Source organism: Mycobacterium sp. MUNTM1 (genome assembly GCF_054660795.1).
Map to the genome: position 1 here is coordinate 255,871 of NZ_BAAGDE010000001.1, position 24,904 is coordinate 280,774.

The following is a 24,904-nucleotide window of genomic DNA, read 5'->3' on the forward strand; positions in this document are numbered from 1 at the left end:
TGTGGCGCCCCGCGCGGCCCCCTCGCCTCCCCCCCTCCGGGGGGGGGGGGCCCTCCGCGGCCCCCACCCGGGTGCCCGCGCGGCGCGCGCGGCCCGCGGCCGGGGTGCGGGCCAAGGAACAACGTGCGGTGATCGATCAGGCGGCGGCGGTGGCGATCCTGCAGAGTTGGCTGGATCAGCGCCGCGCGGCGGTGGCGGGGGAGCTCAGCGATGGTTGACAGCGCACGGCGGGAACGGGCCGAGCCCGAGGCGGTGGGTGCGCCGTCGGGGCGCAGGCCGAGCCGCGTCTCCCGCAAGCAGGCCAAGCGGGGCCGTCGGCGCCGGTTCTTCGGCAAGATCGCGCTCGCGGTGTTCGTCGTGGTGGTGCTCGCGGGTGTCTTCGCGGGCGGCAAGCTGTGGCACACGATCTTCGGGCCGGGCGACGACTACAGCGGTGGCGGCAAGCGGGACCTGGTGATCCAGGTGCAGGCCGGTGACTCGACCACCAACATCGGCGAGACGCTGCAGAAAGAGCAGGTCATCAAGACGGTGCGGGCGTTCGTCAACGCCGCGCACGGCAACAGCGCCATCAACTCGATCCAGCCCGGCTTCTACCGGATGCGCACCGAGATCCCGGCGGCCAACGCGGTCGCGCGGCTGACCGACCCGAAGAGCCGGGTGGGCCGGCTGGTCATCCCGGAGGGCCGCCAGCTCGACGACACCACCGACATGAAGACCAACGTGGTGACGCCCGGGATCCTGACGCTGATCTCGCGCGCGACCTGCGTCGACCTGGACGGCGACACGCGCTGCGTCCCGGTGGACGGCCTGCGGGCCGCCGCGACCAACAGTTCCCCCTTGGCGTTGGCGGTGCCGCCGTGGGCCACCGAGCCCGTCGGTGAGCTCGGCAAGGACCACCGCCGGATCGAGGGGCTGATCGCGCCGGGCACCTTCAACATCGATCCGTCCGCGTCGCCGGAGAGCATCCTGGCCACCCTGATCGGTGCGGGCGGCGAGGAGTACGTGAAGTCCGGGCTGGTGGACACCGCCCAGGCCATGGGCCTGTCACCGTACGACATCCTGGTGGTGGCGTCGCTGGTGCAGCAGGAATCCAACTCCCAGGACTTCGCGAAGGTCGCGCAGGTCATCTACAACCGCCTGCACGCCCACCACACCCTCGAGTTCGACTCGACGGTCAACTATCCGCTGGACCGCCGTGAGGTGGCGACCAGCGACGCCGACCGCGCCCAGAAGACGCCGTGGAACACCTATGTGTCGCAGGGCCTGCCGGCCACCGCGATCTGTTCGCCCGGCACCGACGCGCTCAACGCCGCCGAGCACCCGCAGCCCGGCGACTGGCTGTATTTCGTCACCATCGACGCCCAGGGCACGACGCTGTTCACCCGCGACTATCAACAACATCTGGCCAACATCGAGCTGGCTAAGCGCAACGGTGTCCTCGACAGCACGCCCCGCTAGCGCGGGCCCCCGCAAGGCGGCCGTGCTCGGCAAGCCGATCGCCCACTCGAAGTCCCCGCAATTGCACCTGGCCGCCTATCGTGCGCTGGGTCTGACCGACTGGACGTACGAGCGCATCGAGTGCGACGCCGAGCAGCTGCCCGGTGTGGTCGGCGGTTTCGGGCCGGAATGGGTCGGGGTCTCGGTGACCATGCCCGGCAAGTTCGCCGCCCTGCGATTCGCCGACGAGCGGACCGACCGGGCGCGGCGGGTGGGGTCGGCCAACACCCTGGTGCGCACGCCCGCGGGCTGGCGGGCCGACAACACCGACATCGACGGGGTCGCCGGGGCGCTGGGCAGCGCCTCGGGATGGGCGCTCGTCTGTGGATCGGGGGGCACCGCGCCCGCGGCCGTCGCCGGCTTGGCGCAGCTGGGCGTCGCCGGCATCACCGTGGTGGCCCGCAACCCCGACAAGGCGGCCCGGCTGGTGGAGCTGGGCAACGAGCTGGGCGTGCGGACGCGGTTCTGCGACTTGGACGGCGACGCGCTGGCCGATGAGGTGGCGGGCGCCGAGGTGCTGGTCAGCACCATCCCCGCCGAGGTGGCCGAGCGCTACGCCGGCACCTTCGCGGGCATCGGGGTGCTGCTGGACGCCGTCTACGACCCGTGGCCCACGCCGCTGGCCGCCGCGGTCGGCGCCGCCGGCGGGCGGGTGATCAGCGGCCTGCAGATGCTGCTGCACCAGGCCTTCGCGCAGGTGGAACAGTTCACCGGTCGCCCCGCGCCGCGCGAGGCCATGACTTGCGCGGTGGCCGCACCGGAATAGCATGCCGCGCATGCGGATTGCGGCGGCGTGCCTGGTGCTGGCCTGGCTGGCGGCGTTGAGTGGCTACGACGTTCGCGAACGCCGCCTGCCCAACGCGCTGACGCTGACCGGGGCCGCGGCGATCCTGGCGGCCGCCACGCTGGCCGGGCGCGGGCCGGCGGCGCTGGCCGGGACCCTGGCCCTGGGCGCGACCTACCTGGTGGTGCACTGCGCGGCGCCGGGTGGAATGGGCGCCGGCGACGTGAAGCTGGCCCTCGGTCTGGGCGCGTTGACCGGTTGCTTCGGCGTCGGCGTCTGGTTTTTCGCGGCGCTGGGCGCGCCGCTGCTGACGGCCGCGCTCGGGGTGGTCGCGATGGCGCGGGGCGCCGGTAGATCGGTGCCGCACGGGCCGTCGATGTGTCTGTCCAGCGCGGCGGCGGTGGGGCTGACGCTGCTCTGAGTCCCTCAGCTCGGAACGGCGGTGGGGCGCAGCAGCGGCAGCAGCTGGTCGCCGAGCCTGACCGTCTCCGACTTGTACGGGGTGTCCGACAGCACGAAATGGCTGACACCGAGATCGACGTATTTGCGCAGCGCGTCGGCGACCTCGGCCGCGGAGCCGACCAGCCAGGTCGTCCCGGCGCCCTCCCCGCCGTACTTGCTCGGCGTCGTATACAGGCAGGAATCGAGCACCTCGCCGCGCCCGGCGAGGTCGTTGAGCCGCCGCTGCCCCTCGGACCCGGCCGGGTCGTGCAGCAACAGCATGGTCGGCGTGCCGGCCAGCTTGGCGACCTTGGCCTCGGCGTCGCGCCAGGCCTGCTCGGACGTGTCGCGCACCAGCGTCGTCACCCGCAGCCCGAATTCCAGCGGCGCATGCTCGCGACCGAGCTTGTCCGACAACGACTTCAGCCTGTCGATGCGCTCGGCGATCCCGTCCAGTGACTCGCCCCAGAACAGTTGGACATCGGCGTCGGTCGCGGCGACCTGCTCGGCGGCCGCCGAGGCTCCGCCGAAATAGAGCTTCGGATAGCGGCCGTCGGCCGCACCGAGCGGGCGCGGCTGCAGCGTCGAGTGTTCGACGCCGTAGAACTCGCCACGGAAGGTCACGTCATCCTCGCTCCACAACCGGCGGACCAGCCGGATGAATTCGCGGGTGCGGTCGTAGCGGCGGCCCTTGTCGACCTCGGCGTCGCCGTATGCGGCCAGATCGTCGGCGCCGCTGACGACGTTGATCAACAGCCGGCCGTTGTTGAGCCGATCCAGGGTGGCCGCGGCGCTGGCGAAATGCGCCGGATGCCAGTAACCGGGCCGAACCGCCACCAGTGGGGCGAAGTTGGTGGTGCGCGCGGCGATCGCGGTCGCGACGGTGAAGGTGTCCGGCCGCCCCCAGCCGGTGCCGATCAGCGCGCCCTCCCAGCCGTGTTGCTCGGCGCGCAGCGCCAGGTCGACCGAGTAATCCAGGCTGCCCCAGCCGTCGACGGTGTCGTCGCCTCGATGGCCCGGCTCGACGGTATTCGGTATGTACCAGAGAAATTGACCCTTCTCGGCGGGCACGGTGCACCTTCTTTCTTGGGTTCAGGCCGCGGCGACGTACCGGTCGCCGGTGAGCCGTTCGCGCAGCGTCTTGTCCGTGTACGAGGTACGGAAGAGCCCGCGGGACCGTAGAATCGGCACCACCTCGTCGACGAACACCTCCAGACCGTCGGGCAAGACGTCGGGCATCAGATTGAAGCCGTCGGCCGCGCCGGCGCAAAACCACCGCTCGACGGTGTCGGCCACGTCGGCCGGCGATCCCACGATCACCCGGTGGCCCGAGCCGCTGAACTCGCGGAGGGTCTGCCGCAGCGTCAGCCCGCGGCCGGTCACCAGCCGCACGACCGACTCCCGAAAGCCCAGCGAGCCAACGAACTTCGACGGATCCGGTACGGACCCCAGCAGCCGCGGGGGGATGGGTTCGTCCAGCGGAAGTCCCGACAGGTCCGCCCCGAGGGTCTGTGACAAGCGTTCGACGTCGTGGCCCGCGGGCAGCAGCTCGTTCTGTTCGTCGTAGCGCCGCTGCGCCTCGGCGCGGCTGCTGCCGATGGTGGTGATCAGTCCGGGCAGGATGCGTACCGCGTCACGGCCGCGACCGTGCGCCGCGGCGACGTCTTTGACGTAGCGGTAGTGCTCGATACCGGCGTCCAGGTCGAGTTCCGCGCTGAACACCGCGTCCGCGACGCGGCCGGCCAGGTCCCGGCCCTGCGGCGACCCGCCGGCCTGCACCAGCAGCGGATGCCGTTGCGGGGACGGCCCCTGCGACAACGAGCCGGTGACGCCGAAGAATTCGCCGCGGTGGTCGACGCCGGCCCCACCGGTCGCGGCGTCGCGCCACAACGCCAGCACCACGTCGACGAACTCCGCGGCGCGCCGGTATCGGGTCTGCCGGTCGGGAAGGTCGGCCAGGCCGAAGTTGCCGCCGGCCGCCTCGGAATACGTGGTGACGACGTTCCAGCCGAGGCGCCCACCGGAGAGGTGATCGAGGCTGAGCAGCCGGTGCGCCAGCTCCACCGGGTCGTTGAATGTCGAGGACAACGTCCCGATGAGCCCGAGATGCTCGGTCTCCGCGGCGATGGCGGCCAGGATCACGCTCGGCTCCAGGGCCTGCGACGGGCGCAGGGCCGGGTGATCGCGCAAGGCGGGCCCGTCGGCCAGGAACAGCGCGTCCAGGGTTCCGCGTTCGGCGATCTCGGCCATTCGCACGTAATAGCCGGGATCGGTGAAGGCGGTGGGCGCCTCGGCCGATCGCCGCCACGATGCGGTGTGAATGCCCAGGTTCAACACGTTGACGTTGAGCGTGAGCCGGCGCTCGTGGCCGCTCACAGCCGGGCCCCCGCATTCGGGGCGCCGTCGAAGGCGCGGCGGTGTGCCGACAGGTCGGGGACGGCGCATGCGGGTAGCCGAAGCTGCTGTCGCAGTGTGCCGGCCGGGGGAGCGGCCGCAATACCGCGGCGTTGCGCCGGGGCGACCACGTCGTCGAGCACCGCCGGCAGGGCGTCCGGTGTCACCCGCAGCAGCACGCCGCGGACGCCCGGCGTTGCCGCCACCCGATCCAGCGCCGCGTGATCGACCGATCGCACCCGGATGACGGCGCCATCCGGGACCGGGTCGCCGTCCTCGACCACGACCACGTCCGGGTTCGCAGTGGGGGCACCGGCCTGCTGCCACACCGGCGGGTCGCCGTGCGGCGAACCGGGCACGTTCAGCGGCCCGGTGATGCGATAGGTGCCTTGCACGTCGGCACGCCGGATCTGTGCGGTGTCGGCGAAAACGCCGGTCGCGCGGTCACCCACCAGCGATGCATAGGGCCACGTGCGCCACAGCGTTCGCACCGCCTCGATCGCCACCGCGGTGTGCGCCGGGCCGAGCGCGGCGCCGGTCCAGGTGTCGGCAACGGCGTTGAGCCCGATGCGCCGGTCGGCATCGAGGGCGAACCAGCCGACGCGCCCTGGCGCCGCATGCTCGACCGACAGCAGCCGGCGGGCGAGGTTATAGGGATGGTCGCGATGCACGGACGCGGCCACGACCAGGCCCAGCCTGGTGCTGTGCCGGGCCGCGACGGTGGCGACCAGCGAGGCGTCCAAGCTGGAGGCGCCGACCGGTTCGGCGCGGTCGGCGCCGATCACCCAGTAATGCACACCGGCGGATTCCAGGCGATGCGCCAGCCCGGCGACGCCCCGTACAGGCGACTGGTCGCCGATCGCGTCGCCGGCGACCTCGATCCCGACGGACAGCGTGGCAGGCATGAGTCACGACGTTACGTGGACGCACGCGCGATGCAACCGCCGCGCGCGGCGCCGACCCGAAGATGGCTGACCACACACCATTCCACTTAAAAATTGTGACGCTATAAACCGTTGTCGGCATGGGTCGGCGGCGCATAGGTTTTGGGGCTGGTTGCCGCGGATCGCCGCGGCACGCACGCATCCGGAAGGCTTTGTCACACATGCCCGTTGGAGTTCACCGGCACGAAACACCCGCGGATCCGCCGGCGATCGGCGACGTGCTCGCCGAGATCGCCGCCGACTATCGGCTACGGTTGGCCGACGGGGGAACGGAGCCGCCGCTGCGTGGGCTCAAACTCGTTCGCGACCATCGGCTGGGTGCGGTCCGATTGGCCCGCGAACTCGGGGGTGCCGGCTTCACGGCGCCGGAGTTCTTCGACTATCTCGTCGCGCTGGCCGCCGCCGACCCCGACCTGGCGCACATTTTGCGGATCCATTACGCGCTGGTCGAGGAGCTACAGGTCAAGCCCCGACGCGCCGGCAGCGACCGCTGGATCGCGGTGGTCGCCGAGGGCGGGTTGATCGGGGGCGCCAACGCCGAACAGAGCCAGAAGTCGGTGGGCGGCAACAACCGCGACACGCGGCTGGTGGCCACCGAGGACGGGTTGCGGTTGCGCGGCAGGAAGTTCTACAGCACCGGCGCGCAGTTCTCCGACTACCTGCGGATCACCGCGCAGGACGACGACGGCGCCCCAACCGCCGTGGTGATTCCGGTGGGCCGGGCCGGCGTCGAGCACCTCGATGATTGGGACGGCATCGGCCAGCGTCAAACCGGAAGCGGCACAACGGTCTTCAACGACGTTGCGGTCGCGGCCGACGAAGTCTTCCCGCTGGGCGCCACCATCGGGGTGAACCGAGCCCGGGGTGCGCTGGTGCAGCTGTACCTGCACGCGGTGGCCGCCGGAATCCTGCGCAGCCTGACGGCGGACGCCGCGGCACTGGTGCGCGGCCGGCGCCGCACCTACACCTTCGCCAGCACCGACACCCCGACCGCCGATCCGCAGCTGCTGCAGATCGTCGGCGAGATCGATGCCGTGGCCTACGGCGCCCACGCCCTGGTGCGCAGCGCGGCGGTCGACCTCGCGCCCGCGCTAAAGGCCGCGCGCGACAGCGGGATCGATCCCGAGTTGGAAGCCGCGGCGTCGATCGCCACCGCGCGGGTCAAGGTCGCGATCCAGGAGCCCGCGCTGCGGGCGGCGTCCCGCGTTTTCGACGCCGGGGGCGCGTCGGCCATCCAGGCCTCGGCGCTGCTGGACCGGCACTGGCGAAACCTACGAACCCTGTTCTCGCACAACCCGACGATCTACAAGGCGCGGGTGCTGGGCGACGTCGCCGTCAACGGCGCGGCGCTGCCCGACACCAGTTTCTTCTAAACGCGCCGGGATGTCGAAGGCAGCGACGCACGCGGCGGTGCTCGGCGTGGTCTTCTCCGTCGTGGTGGCGGGTTGTTCGAGCCACCGGCACGCTCCCAGCACCGGGCCCACCGGGGCGCCGGTGCGCGGTGGCACGTTGACCTATTCCGATGTGCAGTTCGTCACCGACACCATGGCGGCCAACTACAGCGCCAACAACCTGATGTTCCAGGTGCTCGACCGGGTGGTGTACGTAGACCCGAAGACCGACGCGGTGCACGGGTGGCTGGCAAAAACCTTCTCCCGCAACCAGAACGCCACCCGATACACCTTCACCATCCGCGACGGGGTGACATTCAGCGACCGGACACCGCTGACCGCCGAGGTGGTGAAGGCCAACTTCGACCAGCTCGGCAAGGGCGACCCCGGCAAGAAGATGCCGCCCTTCGCCGATTTCGTGGGCTACGACCACAGCGAGGTCAGCGGAAACGTCGTCACCGTGTTCCTCAACCGGCCCAATGCGAACTTCTACAAGGTCTTGTCCTACAGCCGCGCGGGGATCCGCGCGCCGTCGACGCTGGCCCTCGATTACCAGCACCAGGCCAAAATCGAAAATGTCGTCGGCTCAGGCCCGTTCGTCTACCAATCGCAGATTCCCGACCAACAGGTGGTGCTCAAGAAACGCCCCGATTACGCGTGGGCGCCGTCGTCGTGGCCGAACCGGGGGGCTGCCTATCTCGACAAGGTCGTCTTCCGGGTGATCGCCGAACCGGGCCTGCGCGCGGGTGCGGTCCAGTCGCATCAGGTGGACGTGGCGCGCGGAATCCAGCCGACCGACGAACCCGCCCTGAAACAGGGTGGGCTGCAGGTGCTCTCGGTCGCGGCCCCCGCCGAGACCGCGAACCTGGTCGGGTTCCGGATCAACAACCAGGTCGTCAACGACGTGCGGGTGCGCCGGGCGCTGCAATTGGGCATCGATCGCCAAGCGGTGGTGGATACCGTGCTGTCCGACAGCTATCGGGCCAGCGATTCCGTTCTCGGCCACGACGACCCGTTGTTCGCCAACGTGAGCGCCGACATCGGATATCGGCCGCAGCAGGCGGCCAGCCTGCTCGATGCGGCTGGATGGCGACCAGGCGAGGACGGTGTGCGCGTGAAGGACGGCAAGAAGCTGAATTTGACGCTCGCGGCGTCCAACCAGAGCGTGGTGTTCCGCCCGGCGTTCGAGTTCATCGAATCGCAGTGGCGGGAACTGGGCGTCGTCCTGCAGAACCGGGCGGGTGATACGACGTTCTTCAACGCCTCCAGCAGCCAACAGTCCACTCCGCTGTTCGGCACCCGAATCCAATACAACATCGGCCTGGGCCTGTTGTTCGGCCGCCCGAAAAGCAACCTGACATTTGCCAAGAACGACGATCTGATCGCGCTATCGGAGGAAGAGCTCAGGGAGACCGACCCGGCCCGGCTCAAAGACATCGTCGCTCGCGAACAGCGCAAGATCATCGACGACCAACTGGCGCTGGTGCTCTGGGACGAGGTGCAGGTCCATGCCGCCGCGCCGAACGTCCACGTCGAGTTCACCCGCTACACCGAGCCGTTGCTGCAGAGCGCGTGGAAGGCCTGACGCGATGGTCACCTACATTGCCACCCGCGTCGGCCAGTCGGCGATCGTGCTGCTGGTGGCCTTCACCGTCGTCTTTTGGGGGGTCAGCATCCTGCCGACCGATCCCGCGGCGATCTTCGTGGCCAAGGGCGAGGGCTATTTCAACCCCGACATCGTGACCCAGGTCAGGGCGTTCTACGGCTATGACCGGCCGTTGTGGGTGCAGTACTTCTCGCAGCTGAACCAGCTGCTGCACGGGCATTTTGGCTTCTCCCTGTCCAGCGGTCAGTCCGTCACCGATCGCATCGGCGGGGTGATCGGCGAGACGGTGAAGTTGGCGGCCACGGCGACCGTGTTCGCGCTGCTGTTCGCCGCGGCGATCACGGTACTGGCGACCACGTGTGCACCCGTACAGTCGTTGGTCCGCGCGATCCCACCGCTGTTCGGCGCCGTCCCGACGTTTTGGCTGGGATTGGTTGTTTTGCAGGTCTTTTCGGTGCAACTGGGGCTGATCTCGTTGTTTCCGGACGGATCTGTGACATCGCTGCTGGTCGCGGCGCTGGTGCTCGCCGTGCCCATCTCGGCGCCGATCGCGCAGGTGCTGGGCAAGAACATCGATGCCACACTGGCGCTTCCGCACATCAACACCGCGCGCGCCAAAGGCGGCACACCCGGGTGGGTGATCCGCAAGCACGTGCTGAAGAACGCCGCCGCGCCGGCACTGACGGTAACCGCGACAACGGTGGGTGCGTTACTGGGTGGCTCGGTGGTCACCGAAACGGTGTTCTCCCGTTCCGGTTTGGGGGCCGTACTGCTGCAGGCGGTTTCCAACCAGGACATCTCGCTGATTCAAGGCCTGGTACTGCTGACGGCGGTGGTCATCGTGGCGGCGAATCTCGTGGTCGACCTGATCTACCCGCTGCTGGACCCGCGCGTCACCAAGTTGCAGCGCCGCGGATTCACCACCCGGCTGGGCGGGTTCGGTTGAGCGCGGTTGCGGCGCCGGCCCGCCGCGCGCGACGTTCGGCGTCCTGGTCGGTGCGGTTGTCCGCGGCTGTGCTGATCCTCGTCGCCGCGTGGGCGGTCGCCCCGGGGCTGTTCACGGATCGAAACCCGTTGAAGGGCAAGCCCGTCGACAAGTTTCAGCCGCCCAGCTGGGCGCATTGGTTCGGCACCGACCATCTGGGCCGCGATGTGCTGACGCGGGTCATCTACGGGACTTCGCACACCATCGCGACCGCCGGGTTGGCCGTGACGGTGGGACTGCTGATCGGCAGCGTTGTCGGCATCCTCGCCGGCGTATCCGGGCCCGTCGTCGACGCGGTCGGCATGCGATTCGCCGATGTGTTGCTGGCGCTGCCGGGTTTTCTGGTGTCCGTGTGGATCGTCACCGCGTACGGCCCGGGCCCGCTGTCGGTCGGCATAGGTGTGGGCATCGGTTCGATCGCGATCTTCGCCCGGGTGTTTCGCGCCGAAGTGCTCCGCGTCCGCGCGCTGGACTATGTCGAGGCCGCCTTCTTGTCCGGGGAGACCCGGTGGTCGGTGATCCGCCGGCACATCGTCCCCAACGCGACCGGGGTCGTGATCGCCCTGGCCGTCATCGATCTCAGCAGCGCGATCTTGTTGATCTCGGCGTTGGGCTACCTCGGCTACAGCGCCCCGCCGCCGACACCGGAGTGGGGGCTGCTGGTCGCCGAGGGCCGCCGCTACCTGGCGACCGCATGGTGGCTCACCACGCTGCCCGGCGCCGTCGTCCTGCTGGTGATCCTGGCGCTCGGTGTGCTGAGCCGCCGGGCGCTGACGTCCAACCGGATCTGAACGGAAGGAACGCACCGTGGCCCCATCGCTGCTCGAGGTGTCCGGCCTCACCGTGACCTACCCGGGGGATCCGCCCAAGGTGGCCCTCGACCGCCTCGACCTGGCGGTGGAGCCTGGGGAATTCGTCGCGGTAGTCGGCGAATCCGGTTCGGGCAAAACCACTTTGGCGAACGCGGTGCTCGGGCTGCTACCGCCGGCCGCGACGATCACCGCGGGGTCGCTGGTCATCGGTGGCCGCAACGCACTCGGCCTGAGTGAGCGCCAGTGGTGCGGGCTGCGGGGCAGTACCGTCGGATTGGTTCCGCAGGATCCCGGCGCGTCGCTGAACCCGGTGCGCACCATCGGATCTCAGATCGCCGAGGTCTTCGCCCTAAAAGGGGAGAGGCTCTCCCGGCGCCAGATCCGGCAGCGCTGCATCGACCTGTTGGACCGGGTCGAAATCGACCGCGCCGAGCAACGACTGAAGCAATATCCCGGTGAGCTCTCCGGGGGAATGCGTCAGCGTGTGCTCCTGGCGATCGCCTTCGGCCTCAATCCCGATCTGCTGGTCGCCGACGAACCGACGTCCGCCCTCGATGTGACCGTCCAGCGCCACGTCTTGGCCGTGTTCGACCGGCTCGTCGCCGAGCACGGCACCACCGTCGTCTTCATCACCCACGACATCGGGGTGGCCACCGATCATGCGTCGCGCATCGTGGTGATGCGCGACGGCGCCGTCGTGGAAGATGCCGCGACCGGCGCGATCGTCGCGGCGCCGCGCACCGAGTACGCCGCGCACCTGATCCGTCGGTTCGGTGCCCAGCCGCCGGCCGTCGCGCACGCCGCTATCGAGGACGTCATCGAGGTCGCCGCCGTCGCCAAGGAGTTCCGGGTCGGCGCCCGGGGCAGGCACACCGCCGTGGCGGATTTGACCTTCACCGTCCGGCGCGGCGAGACACTGGCCTTGGTGGGGGAGTCCGGGTCGGGCAAGTCGACCACGGCGAAGATGATCGCCGGCCTGCTCAAACCCAGCCGGGGAACGGTGGGCGTGCTGGGGCGCGACATCGCCTCGCTGTCGGCGCGGGGACGGCGCGAGCACTGGCAGGACATCCAGTTCGTCTATCAAAACCCCGGTTCGGCGCTCGACCCCCGATGGACCGTCCGTCAGATCCTGGAGAGCCCGCTGCGCTCCTACGGGCTGGCCGACAGGGGTCAGCGGGCGCTGCGCGCCGCGGAGGCGGTGGCCGGCGTCGGGCTGACCCCGGACAAGCTCGACCGGCGGCCCGCCGAGCTGTCCGGCGGCGAATGCCAACGCGTCGCGATCGCCCGCGCGCTGGTGGTGCGACCGCAGATCGTCCTGCTCGACGAACCGCTGTCGGCGCTGGATGTCGTGACGGCCGAACAGATCATCGGCCTGCTGCTGCGGCTGCAGGAAGAGCTTGGTCTGACCTATCTGTTCATCTCCCATGACCTGTCGATCGTCCGGCGGGTGTCGCATCGCGTCGTGGTGCTGCGGGCCGGACGGGTGGTGGAAAGCGGGGCCACCGCGGCGGTGTTCGCGGCGCCGGCCGCGGGGTACACCCGCGCGCTCCTGGACGCCACCCCGGGCCGCCGGTTGGCACATCTGGCGCTGTCCGCCTCCGGATAGCGGTCGGCACCGCCGCGGGCTGCGCGAATCGGCTTTTCGGAAGTCGACATGGGAAGATGGGACCTGTGTTGCGTTGGATCACTGCTGGGGAGTCGCATGGCCGCGCGCTGGTGGCCGTGCTCGAAGGCATGGTCGCCGGGGTGGAGGTCACCTCCCTCGACATTTCGGAACAGTTGGCCCGTCGTCGCCTGGGCTACGGTCGCGGCGCCCGGATGGCGTTCGAGCGGGACGCGGTGAGCGTGCTGTCCGGGGTGCGTCACGGTGTCACCCTGGGCGGGCCGATCGCCGTCGAGATCGGCAATACCGAATGGCCGAAGTGGGAGACCGTGATGGCCGCCGACCCGGTCGACCCGGGGGAGCTGGCGGACAGCGCGCGCAACGCGCCGCTGACCCGGCCGCGGCCCGGCCACGCCGATTACGCGGGCATGCTCAAGTACGGCTTCGACGACGCCCGGCCGGTGCTGGAGCGGGCCAGTGCCCGCGAGACCGCGGCCCGCGTCGCGGCCGCCACCATCGCCCGCGCGTTCCTGCGCCAGGCGCTCGGCGTCGAGGTGCTCTCGCACGTCATCGCGATCGGCCCGTCGGCGCCCTACGATGGCCCGCCGCCCGGCCCGGGCGACCTGCCCGCGATTGACGCCAGCCCGGTGCGCGCCTTCGACAAGGCGGCCGAGGAGGCGATGATCACCGAGATCGAGGCCGCCAAGAAGGACGGCGACACGCTCGGCGGTGTGGTCGAGGTGGTGGTCCTGGGCCTGCCCGTCGGGCTGGGCTCGTTCACCAGCGGCGACAACCGGCTGGACAGCCAGCTCGCCGGCGCCGTCATGGGAATCCAGGCGATCAAGGGCGTCGAGATCGGCGACGGCTTCGAGACGGCGCGCCGCCGCGGCAGCCGCGCCCACGACGAGATGTATCCCGGCCCCGACGGCGTGGTCCGCTCGACCAACCGCGCGGGCGGCCTGGAGGGCGGCATGACCAACGGCCAGCCGCTGCGGGTGCGCGCCGCGATGAAGCCGATCTCCACGGTGCCGCGCGCGCTGGCCACGGTCGACATGGCGACCGGCGACGAGGCCGTCGCGATCCACCAGCGCTCGGACGTGTGCGCGGTGCCCGCCGCCGGCGTGGTGGTCGAGGCCATGGTGGCGCTGGTGCTGGCGCGGGCCGCGCTGCAGAAGTTCGGCGGCGATTCGCTGGCCGAAACCCGTCGCAACGTCGAGGCCTACCGGCAGGCGGTCGCCGAGCGGGAGTCGCCGGCCGCCCGGGGTACCGCGTAATGGCGCCCAAAGCGGTGCTGGTGGGCCTGCCGGGATCGGGCAAGTCGACCATCGGCCGGCGGCTGGCCAAGGCGCTCGGCGTCGATTTTCTGGACACCGACGTGGCCATCGAGCAGCAGACCGGGCGCCGCATCGCCGACATCTTCGCCATCGACGGCGAGCCGGAGTTCCGCCGCATCGAGGAAGACGTGGTGCGCGCCGCGCTGGCCGACCACGACGGCGTGGTGTCGCTCGGGGGCGGCGCCGTGACCAGCCCGGGGGTGCGTGAGGCGCTCGCCGGTCACACCGTCATCTACCTCGAGATCAGCGCCACCGAAGGCGTGCGCCGCACCGGCGGCAACGCCGTGCGCCCGCTGCTGGCCGGGCCCGATCGCGCCGACAAGTACCGCGCGCTGCTGGCCGAGCGCAGCCCGCTGTACCGGCGGGCCGCCACCATCCGGGTGGACACCAACCGGCGCAACCCCGGCGCGGTGGTGCGCTACATCGTCTCGCGGTTGCAGGCTCCCGCCGGGGCGGCGACATGACGCGCTCCGGGGATCCGGTCACCATCGAGGTGGCCGTCGACCCGCCGTACCCGGTGATCGTCGGCACCCGGCTTCTGGGCGAGCTGGACGAACTTCTCGGCGGCCGGCACAAGGTGGCCATCGTCCATCAGCCCGTGCTGACCGAGACCGCCGAGGTGATCCGAAGCCGGTTGGCGGACAAGGGCGTTGATGCGCACCGCATCGAAATCCCGGACGCCGAGGAAGGCAAGGACCTCCCAGTGGTTGGCTTCTTGTGGGAAGTATTGGGCCGCATCGGGATTGGGCGCAAAGACGCGTTGGTCAGCCTTGGCGGCGGTGCGGCCACCGACGTCGCCGGATTCGCGGCGGCCACCTGGCTGCGCGGCGTCGACATCGTGCACGTGCCCACCACGTTGCTCGGCATGGTCGACGCGGCCATCGGCGGCAAGACCGGGATCAACACCGACGCGGGCAAGAACCTGGTCGGGTCGTTCCATCAGCCGCACGCGGTGCTGGTGGACCTCGACACGCTGCAGACGTTGCCGCACAACGAACTTGTGGCCGGGATGGCCGAAATCGTCAAGGCGGGGTTCATCGCCGACCCGGTGATCCTCGACCTCATCGAGGCCGACCCGCAGGCGGCGGTCGACCCGTCGGGTGATGTGCTGGCCGAGCTGATCCGGCGCGCGATCGCCGTCAAGGCGGAGGTGGTGGCCGCCGACGAGAAAGAGTCGGAGCTGCGCGAAATCCTCAACTACGGGCACACATTGGGGCACGCGATCGAGCGTCGCGAGCGCTACCAGTGGCGGCACGGGGCCGCGGTATCGGTGGGATTGGTCTTCGCCGCCGAGCTGGCCCGGCTGGCCGGCCGCCTCGACGACGCCACCGCGCAGCGGCACCGCACCATCCTGTCCGCGCTCGGCCTGCCGGTCAGCTACGACGCCGACGCACTGCCGCAATTGCTGGAATACATGGCGGGAGACAAGAAGTCGCGGGCCGGGGTGCTGCGGTTCGTGGTCCTCGACGGCCTGGGCAAACCGGGCCGGCTGGCCGGCCCCGACCCGTCGCTGTTGGCGGCGGCCTATGCCGGACTCGCGGAGGCGTCATGACTACGACGGTGAACGTCATCAACGGCCCGAACCTGGGCCGGCTGGGCCGGCGCGAGCCGGACGTGTACGGCGACACCACCCATGATCAGCTGGCGGCGCTGATCGAGCGGGAAGCCGACGCGCTCGGCCTCAAAGCCGTTGTGCGGCAAAGCGATAACGAAGCCGAACTGCTGGACTGGATCCATTCGGCCGCCGACGCGGGCGAGCCGGTGATCCTCAACGCCGGCGGCCTCACCCACACGTCGGTGGCGCTGCGCGACGCGTGCGCGGAGTTGAGCGCCCCCCTGATCGAGGTGCACATCTCCAATGTCCATGCGCGCGAAGAGTTCCGGCGACACTCCTACCTCAGCCCGGTCGCGACGGGAGTGATCGTCGGGCTGGGCGTGCAGGGCTATCTGCTCGCCCTGCGCTATCTGGCCGGGGAGCCCGGGGCCGGCAGCTAGCCCTTGTCGTGTTCGGTGCCCGGCTTGGTGTGCTCGTCGCCGGTGCGGATCACCTCGGTCTTCGGGTCGTCCTCGGTGTGGTGAATCGTTTCGGTCGGTGATTCGGTGCTGCCCACCTTGTCGGTGGCCGGCTCGCGCTCGGCCGTCGCGACCGCCGACGTTTGCGGCTCGGCGTGGGCGCCCTGGCCCTGCGTGGGGATCTCGCCGGTGGGGGCGTCGTCGGCGCGCACCGCGGAGAACACGTCGGTGTCGGCCCGCTCTTCGTCGGTGCCTGGGCGGCGCGCCGGGGGATTGCGGTCCACCCGCCAGCGCCCGATGGTCACGCCGATGATTCCGGGCAGGAAGACGCACAGCGCGGTGAACGCCGCGAACGTCGTCACCTCGTTGATCAGTCCGCCGGTGTACAGGCCCTTGTACACGAGCGCGATCAGCCAGGACACGGCCCCGCTGAGCACGCCGGCCACCAGGCCGGCCAGCAGCCAGGTCATCGCCAGGTCGCCGCGGCGATCCGGATCGGGGTTGGCGATGGCGTCGGCCCGGCCGTCCAGGACCCCCCACACGCCCACGCCGATGATGAACAACAGCAGCAGGGAAACGCTGAACAGCCCGGCCTGTGTCTGCCACGCGTTGATCAGTGCACCTTGGAACAATCGGACGACGACCATCGCCGCGGCGTAGACCAATCCGCGCAGCATCCAGTTACTCATGGCCCAAAAGCGTAGCGAGTACCGTCAAGACCTGTGACACATTCACAGCGTCGAGACAGGCTCAGAGCGCGACTTGAGGCCAGCGGATTGGATGCGCTGCTGGTCACGGACCTGGTGAACGTCCGTTACCTCTCCGGTTTTACCGGATCCAACGGCGCGTTGCTGGTGTTCGCCGACGATCGCGGCCCCGTGCTGGCCACCGATGGGCGGTACCGGACCCAGGCCGCCGAGCAGGCGCCGGACCTCGACGTCGCCATCGAGCGGGCGCTGGGACGGCACCTGGCCGCGCACGCGGCGGCGGCCGGCGCGCGGACGCTGGGCTTCGAGAGCAACGTGGTGACCGTCGACGGATTCGACGCGCTCACCCGCGAGCTGGACGAGCGGAAGGCGGCCACCGAACTGGTCAAGGCCGCCGGAACCGTCGAGGCCTTGCGCGAGGTCAAGGACGCCGGCGAGGTCGCCCTGCTGCGGCTGGCGTGCGAGGCGGCCGACGCGGCGCTGACCGATCTGGTGGCGCGGGGTGGCCTGCGGCCCGGCCGGACCGAACGCGAGGTCAGCCGCGAGCTGGAGGCCCTGATGCTTGACCACGGCGCCGACGCGATCTCGTTCGAGACGATCGTGGCGGCGGGCCCGAACTCTGCGATCCCGCATCACCGCCCCACCGACGCGGTGCTGGCCAGCGGAGACTTCGTCAAGATCGACTTCGGTGCGCTGGTCGGTGGCTACCACTCGGACATGACCCGCACCTTCGTGCTCGGCAAGGCCGCGGACTGGCAGCTGGAGATCTACCAGTTGGTCGCCGACTCGCAGCGGGCCGGCCGAGAGGCGCTGCACGCCGGCGCCGACCTGCGCGAGGTGGACGCCGCGGCCCGCCGGGTGATCGCCGACGCCGGCTACGGCGAGCAGTTCAGCCACAGCCTGGGCCACGGCGTGGGCCTGGAGATCCACGAAGCGCCGGGCATCGGCGCCACGTCCACCGGCACTTTGCTGGCCGAATCCGTGGTGACCGTGGAACCGGGCGTCTACCTGCCCGGCCGCGGCGGGGTGCGCATCGAGGACACGCTGGTGGTGCCGGACGAAACCCTCGGCAAGCCACCGGAATTGCTGACCAGGTTCCCCAAGGAGCTCGCGGTTCTGGGGTAGCTGATGGCGCCCGGGGGGTTGCGCCCCCGAGTACAGTCGGGTGCGTGAACGGGGTGGCACGGCGTTTGGCGCGCCTGCGGGATTTCCGGTGGGACATGTACGCCCAGCCCCTTCGGGAGATGCGGCTGGAGATGCAGATCGTCTACTTCGCGATCCACATGCCGTTCGCCAGCGGTGTCACGCTGCACGTTCCGCTGCTGACGATGATCAAGCCGCTGCCGTCGCCGGACGAGCACGCCGCGGTCGGCTCCGAACAGGTGCACCACTAGCGGGGTTTCGCGCGTCACGGCCCGACCCCGGCCCGCGGGGCACGGACGCGGCGCGCTCTAAACTGGCCGACAAGTTACAGACAGTTCCCTAGCGACTGTCCAACGTCCGAGGAGATATACCGAACCGTGGCAAGCACTGCCGATTTCAAGAACGGACTGGTGCTGGTGATCGACGGCCAACTGTGGCAGATCGTCGAGTTCCAGCACGTCAAACCGGGCAAGGGCCCGGCCTTTGTGCGGACCAAGCTCAAGAACGTGCTCTCCGGCAAGGTCGTCGACAAGACGTACAACGCCGGTGTGAAGGTCGAGACCGCGACCGTCGACCGGCGCGACGCCACGTACCTGTATCGCGACGGCTCGGACTTCGTGTTCATGGACAGCGAGGACTACGAGCAGCACCCGCTGCCCGAGTCGCTGGTCGGCGATTCCGCCCGGTTCCTGCTGGAGGGCCTGCCGGTGCAGGTGGCGTTCCACAACGGCGCCCCGCTGTACCTCGAGCTGCCCGTCTCGGTGGAAATGGAGGTCACGCACACCGAGCCGGGCCTGCAGGGCGACCGGTCCAGCGCCGGCACCAAGCCCGCCACCGTGGAGACCGGCGCCGAGATCCAGGTGCCGCTGTTCATCAACACCGGAGACAAGCTGAAGGTCGACACGCGCGACGGCAGCTACCTGGGGCGCGTCAACGCGTGAGCAGACCCGTGAGGGGACGCCATCAGGCCCGCAAGCGCGCCGTCGACCTGCTGTTCGAAGCCGAGGCCCGTGGACTGAGCCCGGCGGAGGTCGTCGACGTCCGCACCGGGCTCGCCGAGACGAACCCGGAAGTCGCGCCCCTGCAGCCCTATACGGCCGCGGCGGCCCGGGGCGTCGGCGAACACGCCGCACACATCGACGACCTGATCAGCTCGCATCTGCAGGGCTGGACGCTGGACCGGCTGCCCGCCGTGGACCGCGCCATCCTGCGGGTCGCGGTCTGGGAGCTCTTGTACGCCGACGACGTGCCGGAACCGGTCGCCGTCGACGAGGCCGTCCAGCTGGCCAAGGAGCTGTCCACCGACGACTCGCCGGGCTTCGTCAACGGGGTGCTCGGCCACGTCATGCTGGTGACACCGCAGATCAGGGCCGCCGCCCAGGCGGTCCGGGGTGCGGTGGCTCCCGACACAACGCCGGAGGAGCACGGACCGCAACCATGACCCGGCTGGAGCTGCGCCTGCTCGTGGCGGCCGTCCTGGCCGCGACGGTGGTGCTGGGTGCGGTGATCTGCGCCGCGTACGGGCTGACGATCGTGGCCTCGGTGCTGTCCATCTACGCGCTGGGTGTGGGCGCCTGGCTGTATCACTGCGTCGAACGGGTGGTCGTCGCCCGCCGCATCAGCACCGTGCGTTCGGCGGCCAAGCCGCTGCAACCGCTGCTGCCGGTGATGGCCGCGATCATGGGGCTGACGCAGGGCGTGGTGCGCTCGCTCAGCGACGTCACCGAGTTGCCGGTCCGTCGCCTCGAGCTGCCCATGCTGCGGTGGACGGACGGCGCGCGCGGCAATCGGCGCCCCCGGGGCGACGTCGTGGACAGTGACGACGAGGTGGATCGCTGATCAAGCTGAGGTGAAACGACCACGGGCGTGGCGCAGCGGGTTCACAATACGAGCGGCACGTCAGCGGCGGCGAACGAAGAACAGGTGAGGTCATGATTCGATACAGCACCCAGCCGCGACGACTACGAGTGTCCGCACTGGCGGCCGTGGCCAACCCGTCCTACGCCCGGGTCGACACCTGGAACCTGCTCGACGACGCCTGCCGTCACCTCGCCGAGGTTGACCTCGCCGGACTGGACAAGACGCACGACGTGGCGCGGGTGAAGCGCCTCATGGATCGCATCGCCGCCTACGAGCGCTACTGGCTGTACCCCGGTGCGGGGAACCTGGCGATCTTCCGGGCCCACCTGGAGAGCCTGTCCACGGTGCGGCTCACCGAGGAGGTCTCGCTGGCGGTGCGGCTGCTGAGTGAATACGGTGACCGCGCAGGGCTTTTCGACACGTCCGCGCCGCTGGATGACCAGGAGCTGGTCGCCCAGGCCAAGCAGCAGCACTTCTACACCGTGCTGCTCGCCGACGACGCCCCGAGCACGGCGCCGGACAGCCTGGCCGAGTGCCTGCGCGCGCTGCGCTGCGCCTCCGACGATGTGCAGTTCGAGATCCTGGTGGTGCCCAGCGTCGAAGACGCCATCACGGCGGTGGCGCTGAACGGCGAGATTCAGGCCGCGATCATCCGCGACGACCTGCCGCTGCGGTCCCGCGACCGGCTGCCGCTGATGAACACCCTGCTGGGGCCCAACGAGGATGCGGACGGCGTCATCCCGGATCGGGCCAACGACTGGGTGGAGTGCGGCGAGTGGATCCGGGAGCTGCGGCCGCACATCGACCTGTACCTGCTTACCGACGAGTCGATCGCGGCCGGCGACGACACCGAACCCGACGTCTACGACCGCACGTTCTACCGGCTCAACGACGTCACCGACCTGCACAGCACTGTGCTCGCCGGACTGCGAAACCGTTACGCCACACCGTTTTTCGATGCGCTGCGCGCGTATGCCGCCGCGCCGGTCGGCCAGTTCCACGCCCTGCCCGTCGCGCGCGGCGCCAGCATCTTCAACTCCAGGTCGCTGCAGGATATGGGGGAGTTCTACGGCCGCAACATCTTCATGGCCGAAACCTCCACCACCTCCGGCGGCCTCGACTCGCTGCTGGACCCGCACGGCAACATCAAAAAGGCGATGGACAAGGCCGCCAAGACGTGGAACGCCGACCACACCTACTTCGTCACCAACGGGACGTCGACGGCCAACAAGATCGTGGTGCAGTCGCTGACCCGGCCGGGCGACATCGTGCTGATCGACCGCAACTGTCACAAGTCCCATCACTACGGGCTGGTGCTGGCCGGCGCCTACCCGCTGTACCTGGACGCGTATCCGCTGCCGCAGTTCGCGATCTACGGCGCGGTGTCGCTGCGGACCATCAAGCAGACGCTGCTGGACCTGGAGGCGGCCGGGCAGCTGCACCGGGTGCGCATGCTGCTGCTGACCAACTGCACCTTCGACGGCGTCGTCTACAACCCCCTGCAGGTCATGCAGGAGGTGCTGGCGATCAAGCCGGACATCTGCTTCCTCTGGGATGAGGCCTGGTACGCGTTCGCCACGGCCGTGCCGTGGGCCCGGCAGCGGACCGCCATGGTGTCGGCCGAGCGCCTGGAGCAGATGCTGGCATCGCCGGAATACGTTGCGGAATACCGGAAATGGGCCGCGTCCATGGAGGGGGTCGACCGGTCGGAGTGGATCGAGCGCGAGCTGATGCCGGACCCGGCCACCGCCCGGGTGCGCGTCTACGCCACGCACTCCACGCACAAGTCGTTGTCGGCGTTGCGGCAGGCGTCGATGATCCACGTGCGCGACCAGGATTTCAACGCGCTCACCCGGGATTCCTTCGGCGAGGCGTTCCTGACGCACACCTCGACGTCGCCCAACCAGCAGCTGCTGGCGTCGCTGGATTTGGCGCGCCGCCAGGTCGACATCGAGGGCTTCCAGCTGGTCCGGCAGGTCTACGACATGGCGCTGGTCTTCCGGCATCGGGTGCGAAAAGACCGGTTGATCAGCAAGTGGTTCCGCATCCTCGACGAATCCGACCTGGTGCCCGAGGAGTTCCGGGAGTCCTCGGTGAGTTCCTACCGCGAGGTCAGGCAGGGCGCGCTGGCCGAGTGGAACGAGGCCTGGCGCTCCGACCAGTTCGTGCTGGACGCGACGCGGGTGACCCTGTTCGTGGGCGCGACCGGGATGAACGGCTACGACTTCCGCGAGAAGATTTTGATGGAGCGGTTCGGCATCCAGATCAACAAGACGTCGATCAACAGCGTGCTGCTGATCTTCACGATCGGCGTCACCTGGTCCAGCGTGCATTACCTGCTCGACGTGTTGCGAAGGGTGGCAATCGATTTCGACCGCATCGAGAAGGCGGCCAGCGTCGCCGACCGGGCGCTGCAGGAGCGCCACGTCGAGGAGATCACCGAGGATCTGCCGCATCTGCCCGACTTCAGTGAATTCGACGTCGCGTTCCGGCCGGTCGACGAGTGCAACTTCGGCGACATGCGATCGGCGTTCTACGCCGGCTACGAGGAGGCCGACCGCGAACACGTGCTGATCGGCATGGCCGGGCGCCGGCTGGCCGAGGGCAAGACCCTGGTGTCGACCACCTTCGTCGTGCCCTACCCGCCGGGGTTTCCGGTGCTGGTCCCGGGCCAGGTGGTCTCCAAGGAGATCGTCTACTTCCTGGCCCAGCTCGACGTCAAGGAAATCCACGGGTACAACCCCGATCTCGGGTTATCGGTGTTCACCGAGACGGCGCTGGCGCGCATGGAGGCGCAACGCAACGCCGCGATGGCGGCGGTCGGCTCGGTGACCGCGGCCTTCGAGCTGCCGGCGGACGCGTCGGCGACGAACGGCGCGCGCAACAACGGTGCCGACGACGCCCCGGCTCTGCCGTCGGCCGCCGACAGCAGCTGAGCGATCAGCCGGTCGTCGGAGCCGGATTCGGGCCGCACGTGGTGCGCGCCGAGGTGTGCGGTGCGCCCGGCGACCAGTCGGCTATGCCTCGCCGGATCCCCTGCAGGAGGGCGTCGCGGCCCGCGGGAGCCGATTGGTTGCAGCTCGAACTGAGGGTGTTGAACGGGCTCGGGTCGGCGCCGGCCGGTGCCGCTCCCAGGACACCGGAGCCGAACACGACTGCCGCGCCGACGAGTATTCGGGCGATCGCACGATCGTGACGACGCACAGGGCGTGCAGTACTGAACATGACGGGGTCAGCCTAGGACGCTGTCGCTGAGAGGCCGCTGAGAACGCGCTGAGCTCGGTGTTTTCAGTCGGGCCGCGGGGCTGCAGAATTAACGACGTGCGAATATCCGGTGTCGGGCCGTCTCGGCGAAGCGGGCGGGTGGCCCGGTGGCGGCTCGCCCACCTGGGCATCTCGGCTCGCTCGGCGGCCGTGTCGGCGATCGTCGTGCTGTGCGCGCTCGGTGTGGCCGGCGCGGGTTTGGACGCGATCCTGTACCGCACGCTGTTGGCGGGCGTCGATTACGCCGCCGCCGAGCGGGTCCGCGATATCACCAAGGCGCTGCAGTCCGATTCACCCGACGACCTGGACAATCATTTGCTGAACACCGACCAGCGGGTGGTCGCGACCCAGCTGCTCGGTCCGGATGGCAAGGTGGTCAAGCGATCCGGCTCCGCCCCGAACACACCGCTGGTTCCGGCGAGCGAGTTCGACTTCAACCTGCGCCGCGGCCTGCCCGACGACGCGGTGGCCGGCGACGACATGCGGGTCAGCGGCCAGAAAGTCGCGACCCGATCCGGCGTGTACACGGTGCTGGTGGGGGGAGGCAGCGAGGCGGTCGAGGCGACCGCGCGGACGCTGGCGATCCTGCTGGCGTGCAGCGCGCCGGTCATCGTCGGGGTGGTGGCGGGGGCGACCTACTGGCTGGTGCGCCGGTCGCTGCAGTCGGTGGACGCCATCCGGGCCAGGGTGGCCGACATCTCGACGTCTGATCTGGCCGAGCGGGTGCCGGTGCCGGACAGCCACGACGAGATCGCGGCCCTGGCCGTCACGATGAACGAGATGCTGTCGCGGCTGGAGGCGGGTCACCGTGCGCAGCAACGCTTCGTCGGCGACGCGTCGCACGAATTGCGCAGCCCGCTGACCACCATCATCTCCGGGCTGGAAGTGGCCGAGGCCCATCCCGATCTGCTCGACGCCGACCTGGCGGTGAACACGTTGCTGCCCGAGGCGCAGCGCATGCACACCCTGATCGATGATCTGCTGCTGCTGGCCCGCGCCGACGAGCAGACGCTGCTGCGGCGCAAGGAGCAGGTGGCGCTCGATGACCTCGCGCGCGCCGAAGCCGAACGCGCGCAGCGTGACACGCAATGCGTGGTGCACACCGATATCCGTCCGGTGCGCCTGGAAGCCGACCCGGTGGCCATGTCGCGGATGATCCGCAACCTTGTCGAAAACGCTGTCCGCCACGCGGTTTCGTGTGTGGCCATCGAGGTCGGCGACGGGGATGGGGCGGCGGTGCTCACCGTCAGCGACGACGGCCCGGGAATCGCTCCCGCCGACCGCAACCGGGTCTTCGAACGCTTCGTGCGCCTGGACTCCGACCGGTCCCGCAGCGGGGGAGGGACGGGCCTCGGCCTGGCGATCGTCGCCGAGGTCGTTGCGGCACACGGGGGGACGGTCACCATCGGCGATCCGCCCTCCGGTGGAACCAGGATGATCGTGACGTTGCCCGTGTCTCAGCAGAGCAATCGGTAACCGACGCCCCGAATCGTCTCGATGGTGTTGGTGCCGAAGGGGGCATCGATCTTGCGGCGCAGGTATCCCACGTAGACCTCGACCACGTTGTCCGGGCCGTGATGATGCGCGTCCCACACGTTCTGCAGTATCTCGGCCTTGGTCACCACCACGTCCTTGTTGCGCATCAGGAATTCGAGCACCCCGTACTCCCGGGGGGTCAGCGCGATCGGGGTCGAGCCCCGTTTGACCGTGTGCCGGGCGGGATCCAGCGCCAGCGTCCCGGCTTCCAGCACCACCGGCCGCGCCGGCGCCCCGCGACGAATCAACGCACGCAGTCGCGCCACCAGCACCCGGAACGAGAAGGGCTTGGTCAGATAGTCGTCCGCCCCCAGGTCGAAGGCGTCGGTTTCGTCATACTCGCCGTCCTTGGCGGTCAGCATCAGCACCGGTGTCCACACGTTGTGCGACCGCATCCGGCGCAGCACCTCATAGCCGCTGAGCCCGGGCAGCATGATATCGAGAATGATTGCGTCGAAACCGTTTTCGGTGGCCTCCCGCAGGCCGTCGACGCCGTTGCCGGCCGTCACGACGACGAAGCCTTCCGCCTTGAGCCCCCTGGCCACGGTGGCGGACAGCCGCGGTTCATCCTCGACGAGCAGGACTCTCAT

At 69.8% G+C, this 24,904-nt stretch carries 24 protein-coding genes and 1 pseudogene; 20 read left to right on the forward strand and 5 right to left on the reverse strand.

Features of this window, described 5'->3' with window-relative positions; genetic code table 11:
• Window positions 1-79 precede the first annotated feature (79 nt).
• The 4 genes and pseudogenes from ACYQ8K_RS01110 to ACYQ8K_RS01125 all read left to right on the forward strand — a co-directional run.
• Window positions 80-218: pseudogene (locus ACYQ8K_RS01110) on the forward strand (Holliday junction resolvase RuvX); the annotation flags it as partial.
• Window positions 211-1,458, forward strand: coding sequence for an endolytic transglycosylase MltG (locus ACYQ8K_RS01115; RefSeq protein ID WP_459966509.1), 1,248 nt, complete (start codon window positions 211-213; stop codon window positions 1,456-1,458). The pseudogene ACYQ8K_RS01110 and the gene ACYQ8K_RS01115, both read left to right, overlap by 8 nt.
• Window positions 1,433-2,263 (forward strand): shikimate dehydrogenase, encoded by an 831-nt coding sequence (locus tag ACYQ8K_RS01120; RefSeq protein WP_459966510.1) that lies wholly within the window; start codon window positions 1,433-1,435, stop codon window positions 2,261-2,263. Before ACYQ8K_RS01115 ends, ACYQ8K_RS01120 begins: the two co-directional genes overlap by 26 nt.
• Window positions 2,264-2,273: 10 nt before the next feature.
• Window positions 2,274-2,702, forward strand: coding sequence for a prepilin peptidase (locus ACYQ8K_RS01125; protein WP_459966512.1), 429 nt, complete (start codon window positions 2,274-2,276; stop codon window positions 2,700-2,702).
• A 5-nt stretch (window positions 2,703-2,707) separates the two neighbouring features.
• Here the strand turns inward: ACYQ8K_RS01125 and ACYQ8K_RS01130 are convergent, their stop codons facing one another.
• Genes ACYQ8K_RS01130 through ACYQ8K_RS01140 form a run of 3 tightly spaced genes read right to left on the reverse strand, consistent with a single transcriptional unit; the run spans window position 2,708 to window position 6,021 of the window.
• Window positions 2,708-3,793 (reverse strand): LLM class flavin-dependent oxidoreductase, encoded by a 1,086-nt coding sequence (locus ACYQ8K_RS01130; RefSeq protein WP_459966513.1) that lies wholly within the window; start codon window positions 3,791-3,793, stop codon window positions 2,708-2,710.
• Window positions 3,794-3,814: 21 nt separating this feature from the next.
• The gene (locus tag ACYQ8K_RS01135; RefSeq protein WP_459966612.1) at window positions 3,815-5,059 is read right to left on the reverse strand and encodes an NtaA/DmoA family FMN-dependent monooxygenase; all 1,245 of its coding nucleotides are present in this window, start codon (window positions 5,057-5,059) and stop codon (window positions 3,815-3,817) included.
• A gap of 35 nt (window positions 5,060-5,094) precedes the next feature.
• Window positions 5,095-6,021 (reverse strand): LLM class oxidoreductase, encoded by a 927-nt coding sequence (locus ACYQ8K_RS01140; RefSeq protein ID WP_459966514.1) that lies wholly within the window; start codon window positions 6,019-6,021, stop codon window positions 5,095-5,097.
• 200 nt (window positions 6,022-6,221) lie between these two features.
• On the opposite strand from ACYQ8K_RS01140, the gene ACYQ8K_RS01145 reads away from it, so the two are divergent.
• From ACYQ8K_RS01145 to aroQ, 9 genes are all read left to right on the forward strand, one after another.
• On the forward strand, window positions 6,222-7,433 hold the full coding sequence (locus ACYQ8K_RS01145; protein WP_459966515.1) for an acyl-CoA dehydrogenase family protein: 1,212 nt from the start codon (window positions 6,222-6,224) through the stop codon (window positions 7,431-7,433).
• Between the two features lie 10 nt (window positions 7,434-7,443).
• Window positions 7,444-9,036 carry an ABC transporter substrate-binding protein gene (locus tag ACYQ8K_RS01150; protein WP_459966516.1) on the forward strand — a complete coding sequence of 531 codons (1,593 nt, stop codon included), beginning with the start codon at window positions 7,444-7,446 and terminating at the stop codon, window positions 9,034-9,036.
• 4 nt (window positions 9,037-9,040) lie between these two features.
• Entirely contained in the window at window positions 9,041-10,003 is a 963-nt protein-coding gene (locus ACYQ8K_RS01155; protein WP_459966517.1) for an ABC transporter permease, read from the forward strand.
• Window positions 10,000-10,833: an ABC transporter permease gene (locus ACYQ8K_RS01160; RefSeq protein ID WP_459966518.1), complete on the forward strand. Its 834-nt coding sequence runs from the start codon at window positions 10,000-10,002 to the stop codon at window positions 10,831-10,833. Before ACYQ8K_RS01155 ends, ACYQ8K_RS01160 begins: the two co-directional genes overlap by 4 nt.
• Window positions 10,834-10,849: 16 nt before the next feature.
• The gene (locus ACYQ8K_RS01165; RefSeq protein ID WP_459966520.1) at window positions 10,850-12,460 is read left to right on the forward strand and encodes an ABC transporter ATP-binding protein; all 1,611 of its coding nucleotides are present in this window, start codon (window positions 10,850-10,852) and stop codon (window positions 12,458-12,460) included.
• A gap of 65 nt (window positions 12,461-12,525) precedes the next feature.
• Window positions 12,526-13,731: a chorismate synthase gene (gene aroC / locus ACYQ8K_RS01170; protein WP_459966522.1), complete on the forward strand. Its 1,206-nt coding sequence runs from the start codon at window positions 12,526-12,528 to the stop codon at window positions 13,729-13,731.
• Window positions 13,731-14,255, forward strand: coding sequence for a shikimate kinase (locus tag ACYQ8K_RS01175; RefSeq protein ID WP_459966523.1), 525 nt, complete (start codon window positions 13,731-13,733; stop codon window positions 14,253-14,255). The genes aroC and ACYQ8K_RS01175 overlap by 1 nt, the downstream gene beginning before the upstream one ends.
• Window positions 14,252-15,343 (forward strand): 3-dehydroquinate synthase, encoded by a 1,092-nt coding sequence (gene aroB / locus ACYQ8K_RS01180; protein ID WP_459966524.1) that lies wholly within the window; start codon window positions 14,252-14,254, stop codon window positions 15,341-15,343. The genes ACYQ8K_RS01175 and aroB overlap by 4 nt, the downstream gene beginning before the upstream one ends.
• Window positions 15,340-15,786 carry a type II 3-dehydroquinate dehydratase gene (aroQ, locus tag ACYQ8K_RS01185; protein ID WP_459966525.1) on the forward strand — a complete coding sequence of 149 codons (447 nt, stop codon included), beginning with the start codon at window positions 15,340-15,342 and terminating at the stop codon, window positions 15,784-15,786. The genes aroB and aroQ overlap by 4 nt, the downstream gene beginning before the upstream one ends.
• On the opposite strand, the gene ACYQ8K_RS01190 is transcribed toward aroQ, so the two are convergent.
• Window positions 15,783-16,493 (reverse strand): B-4DMT family transporter, encoded by a 711-nt coding sequence (locus ACYQ8K_RS01190; RefSeq protein WP_459966526.1) that lies wholly within the window; start codon window positions 16,491-16,493, stop codon window positions 15,783-15,785. The genes aroQ and ACYQ8K_RS01190 overlap by 4 nt on opposite strands.
• Before the next feature lie 33 nt (window positions 16,494-16,526).
• Here ACYQ8K_RS01190 and ACYQ8K_RS01195 point away from each other — a divergent pair, with 33 nt between their 5' ends.
• The 7 genes from ACYQ8K_RS01195 (at window position 16,527) to ACYQ8K_RS01225 (ending at window position 24,254) form a co-directional block, all read left to right on the forward strand.
• Entirely contained in the window at window positions 16,527-17,636 is a 1,110-nt protein-coding gene (locus tag ACYQ8K_RS01195; RefSeq protein WP_459966527.1) for a M24 family metallopeptidase, read from the forward strand.
• Window positions 17,637-17,680: 44 nt separating this feature from the next.
• Window positions 17,681-17,905 carry a hypothetical protein gene (locus ACYQ8K_RS01200; protein WP_459966529.1) on the forward strand — a complete coding sequence of 75 codons (225 nt, stop codon included), beginning with the start codon at window positions 17,681-17,683 and terminating at the stop codon, window positions 17,903-17,905.
• A gap of 126 nt (window positions 17,906-18,031) precedes the next feature.
• Window positions 18,032-18,595, forward strand: a complete 564-nt coding sequence (gene efp, locus ACYQ8K_RS01205; protein ID WP_459966530.1) for an elongation factor P — start codon at window positions 18,032-18,034, stop codon at window positions 18,593-18,595.
• Entirely contained in the window at window positions 18,592-19,095 is a 504-nt protein-coding gene (gene nusB, locus ACYQ8K_RS01210) for a transcription antitermination factor NusB (RefSeq protein WP_459966531.1), read from the forward strand. The genes efp and nusB overlap by 4 nt, the downstream gene beginning before the upstream one ends.
• Window positions 19,092-19,493, forward strand: coding sequence for an antitermination protein NusB (locus ACYQ8K_RS01215; RefSeq protein WP_459966532.1), 402 nt, complete (start codon window positions 19,092-19,094; stop codon window positions 19,491-19,493). The genes nusB and ACYQ8K_RS01215 overlap by 4 nt, the downstream gene beginning before the upstream one ends.
• 92 nt (window positions 19,494-19,585) lie before the next feature.
• Window positions 19,586-22,450: an aminotransferase class I/II-fold pyridoxal phosphate-dependent enzyme gene (locus ACYQ8K_RS01220; protein WP_459966533.1), complete on the forward strand. Its 2,865-nt coding sequence runs from the start codon at window positions 19,586-19,588 to the stop codon at window positions 22,448-22,450.
• A gap of 346 nt (window positions 22,451-22,796) precedes the next feature.
• Window positions 22,797-24,254, forward strand: a complete 1,458-nt coding sequence (locus ACYQ8K_RS01225; protein ID WP_459966534.1) for a sensor histidine kinase — start codon at window positions 22,797-22,799, stop codon at window positions 24,252-24,254.
• Here ACYQ8K_RS01225 and ACYQ8K_RS01230 read toward each other — a convergent pair.
• Window positions 24,236-24,904 carry a response regulator transcription factor gene (locus tag ACYQ8K_RS01230; protein WP_459966535.1) on the reverse strand — a complete coding sequence of 223 codons (669 nt, stop codon included), beginning with the start codon at window positions 24,902-24,904 and terminating at the stop codon, window positions 24,236-24,238. The genes ACYQ8K_RS01225 and ACYQ8K_RS01230 overlap by 19 nt on opposite strands.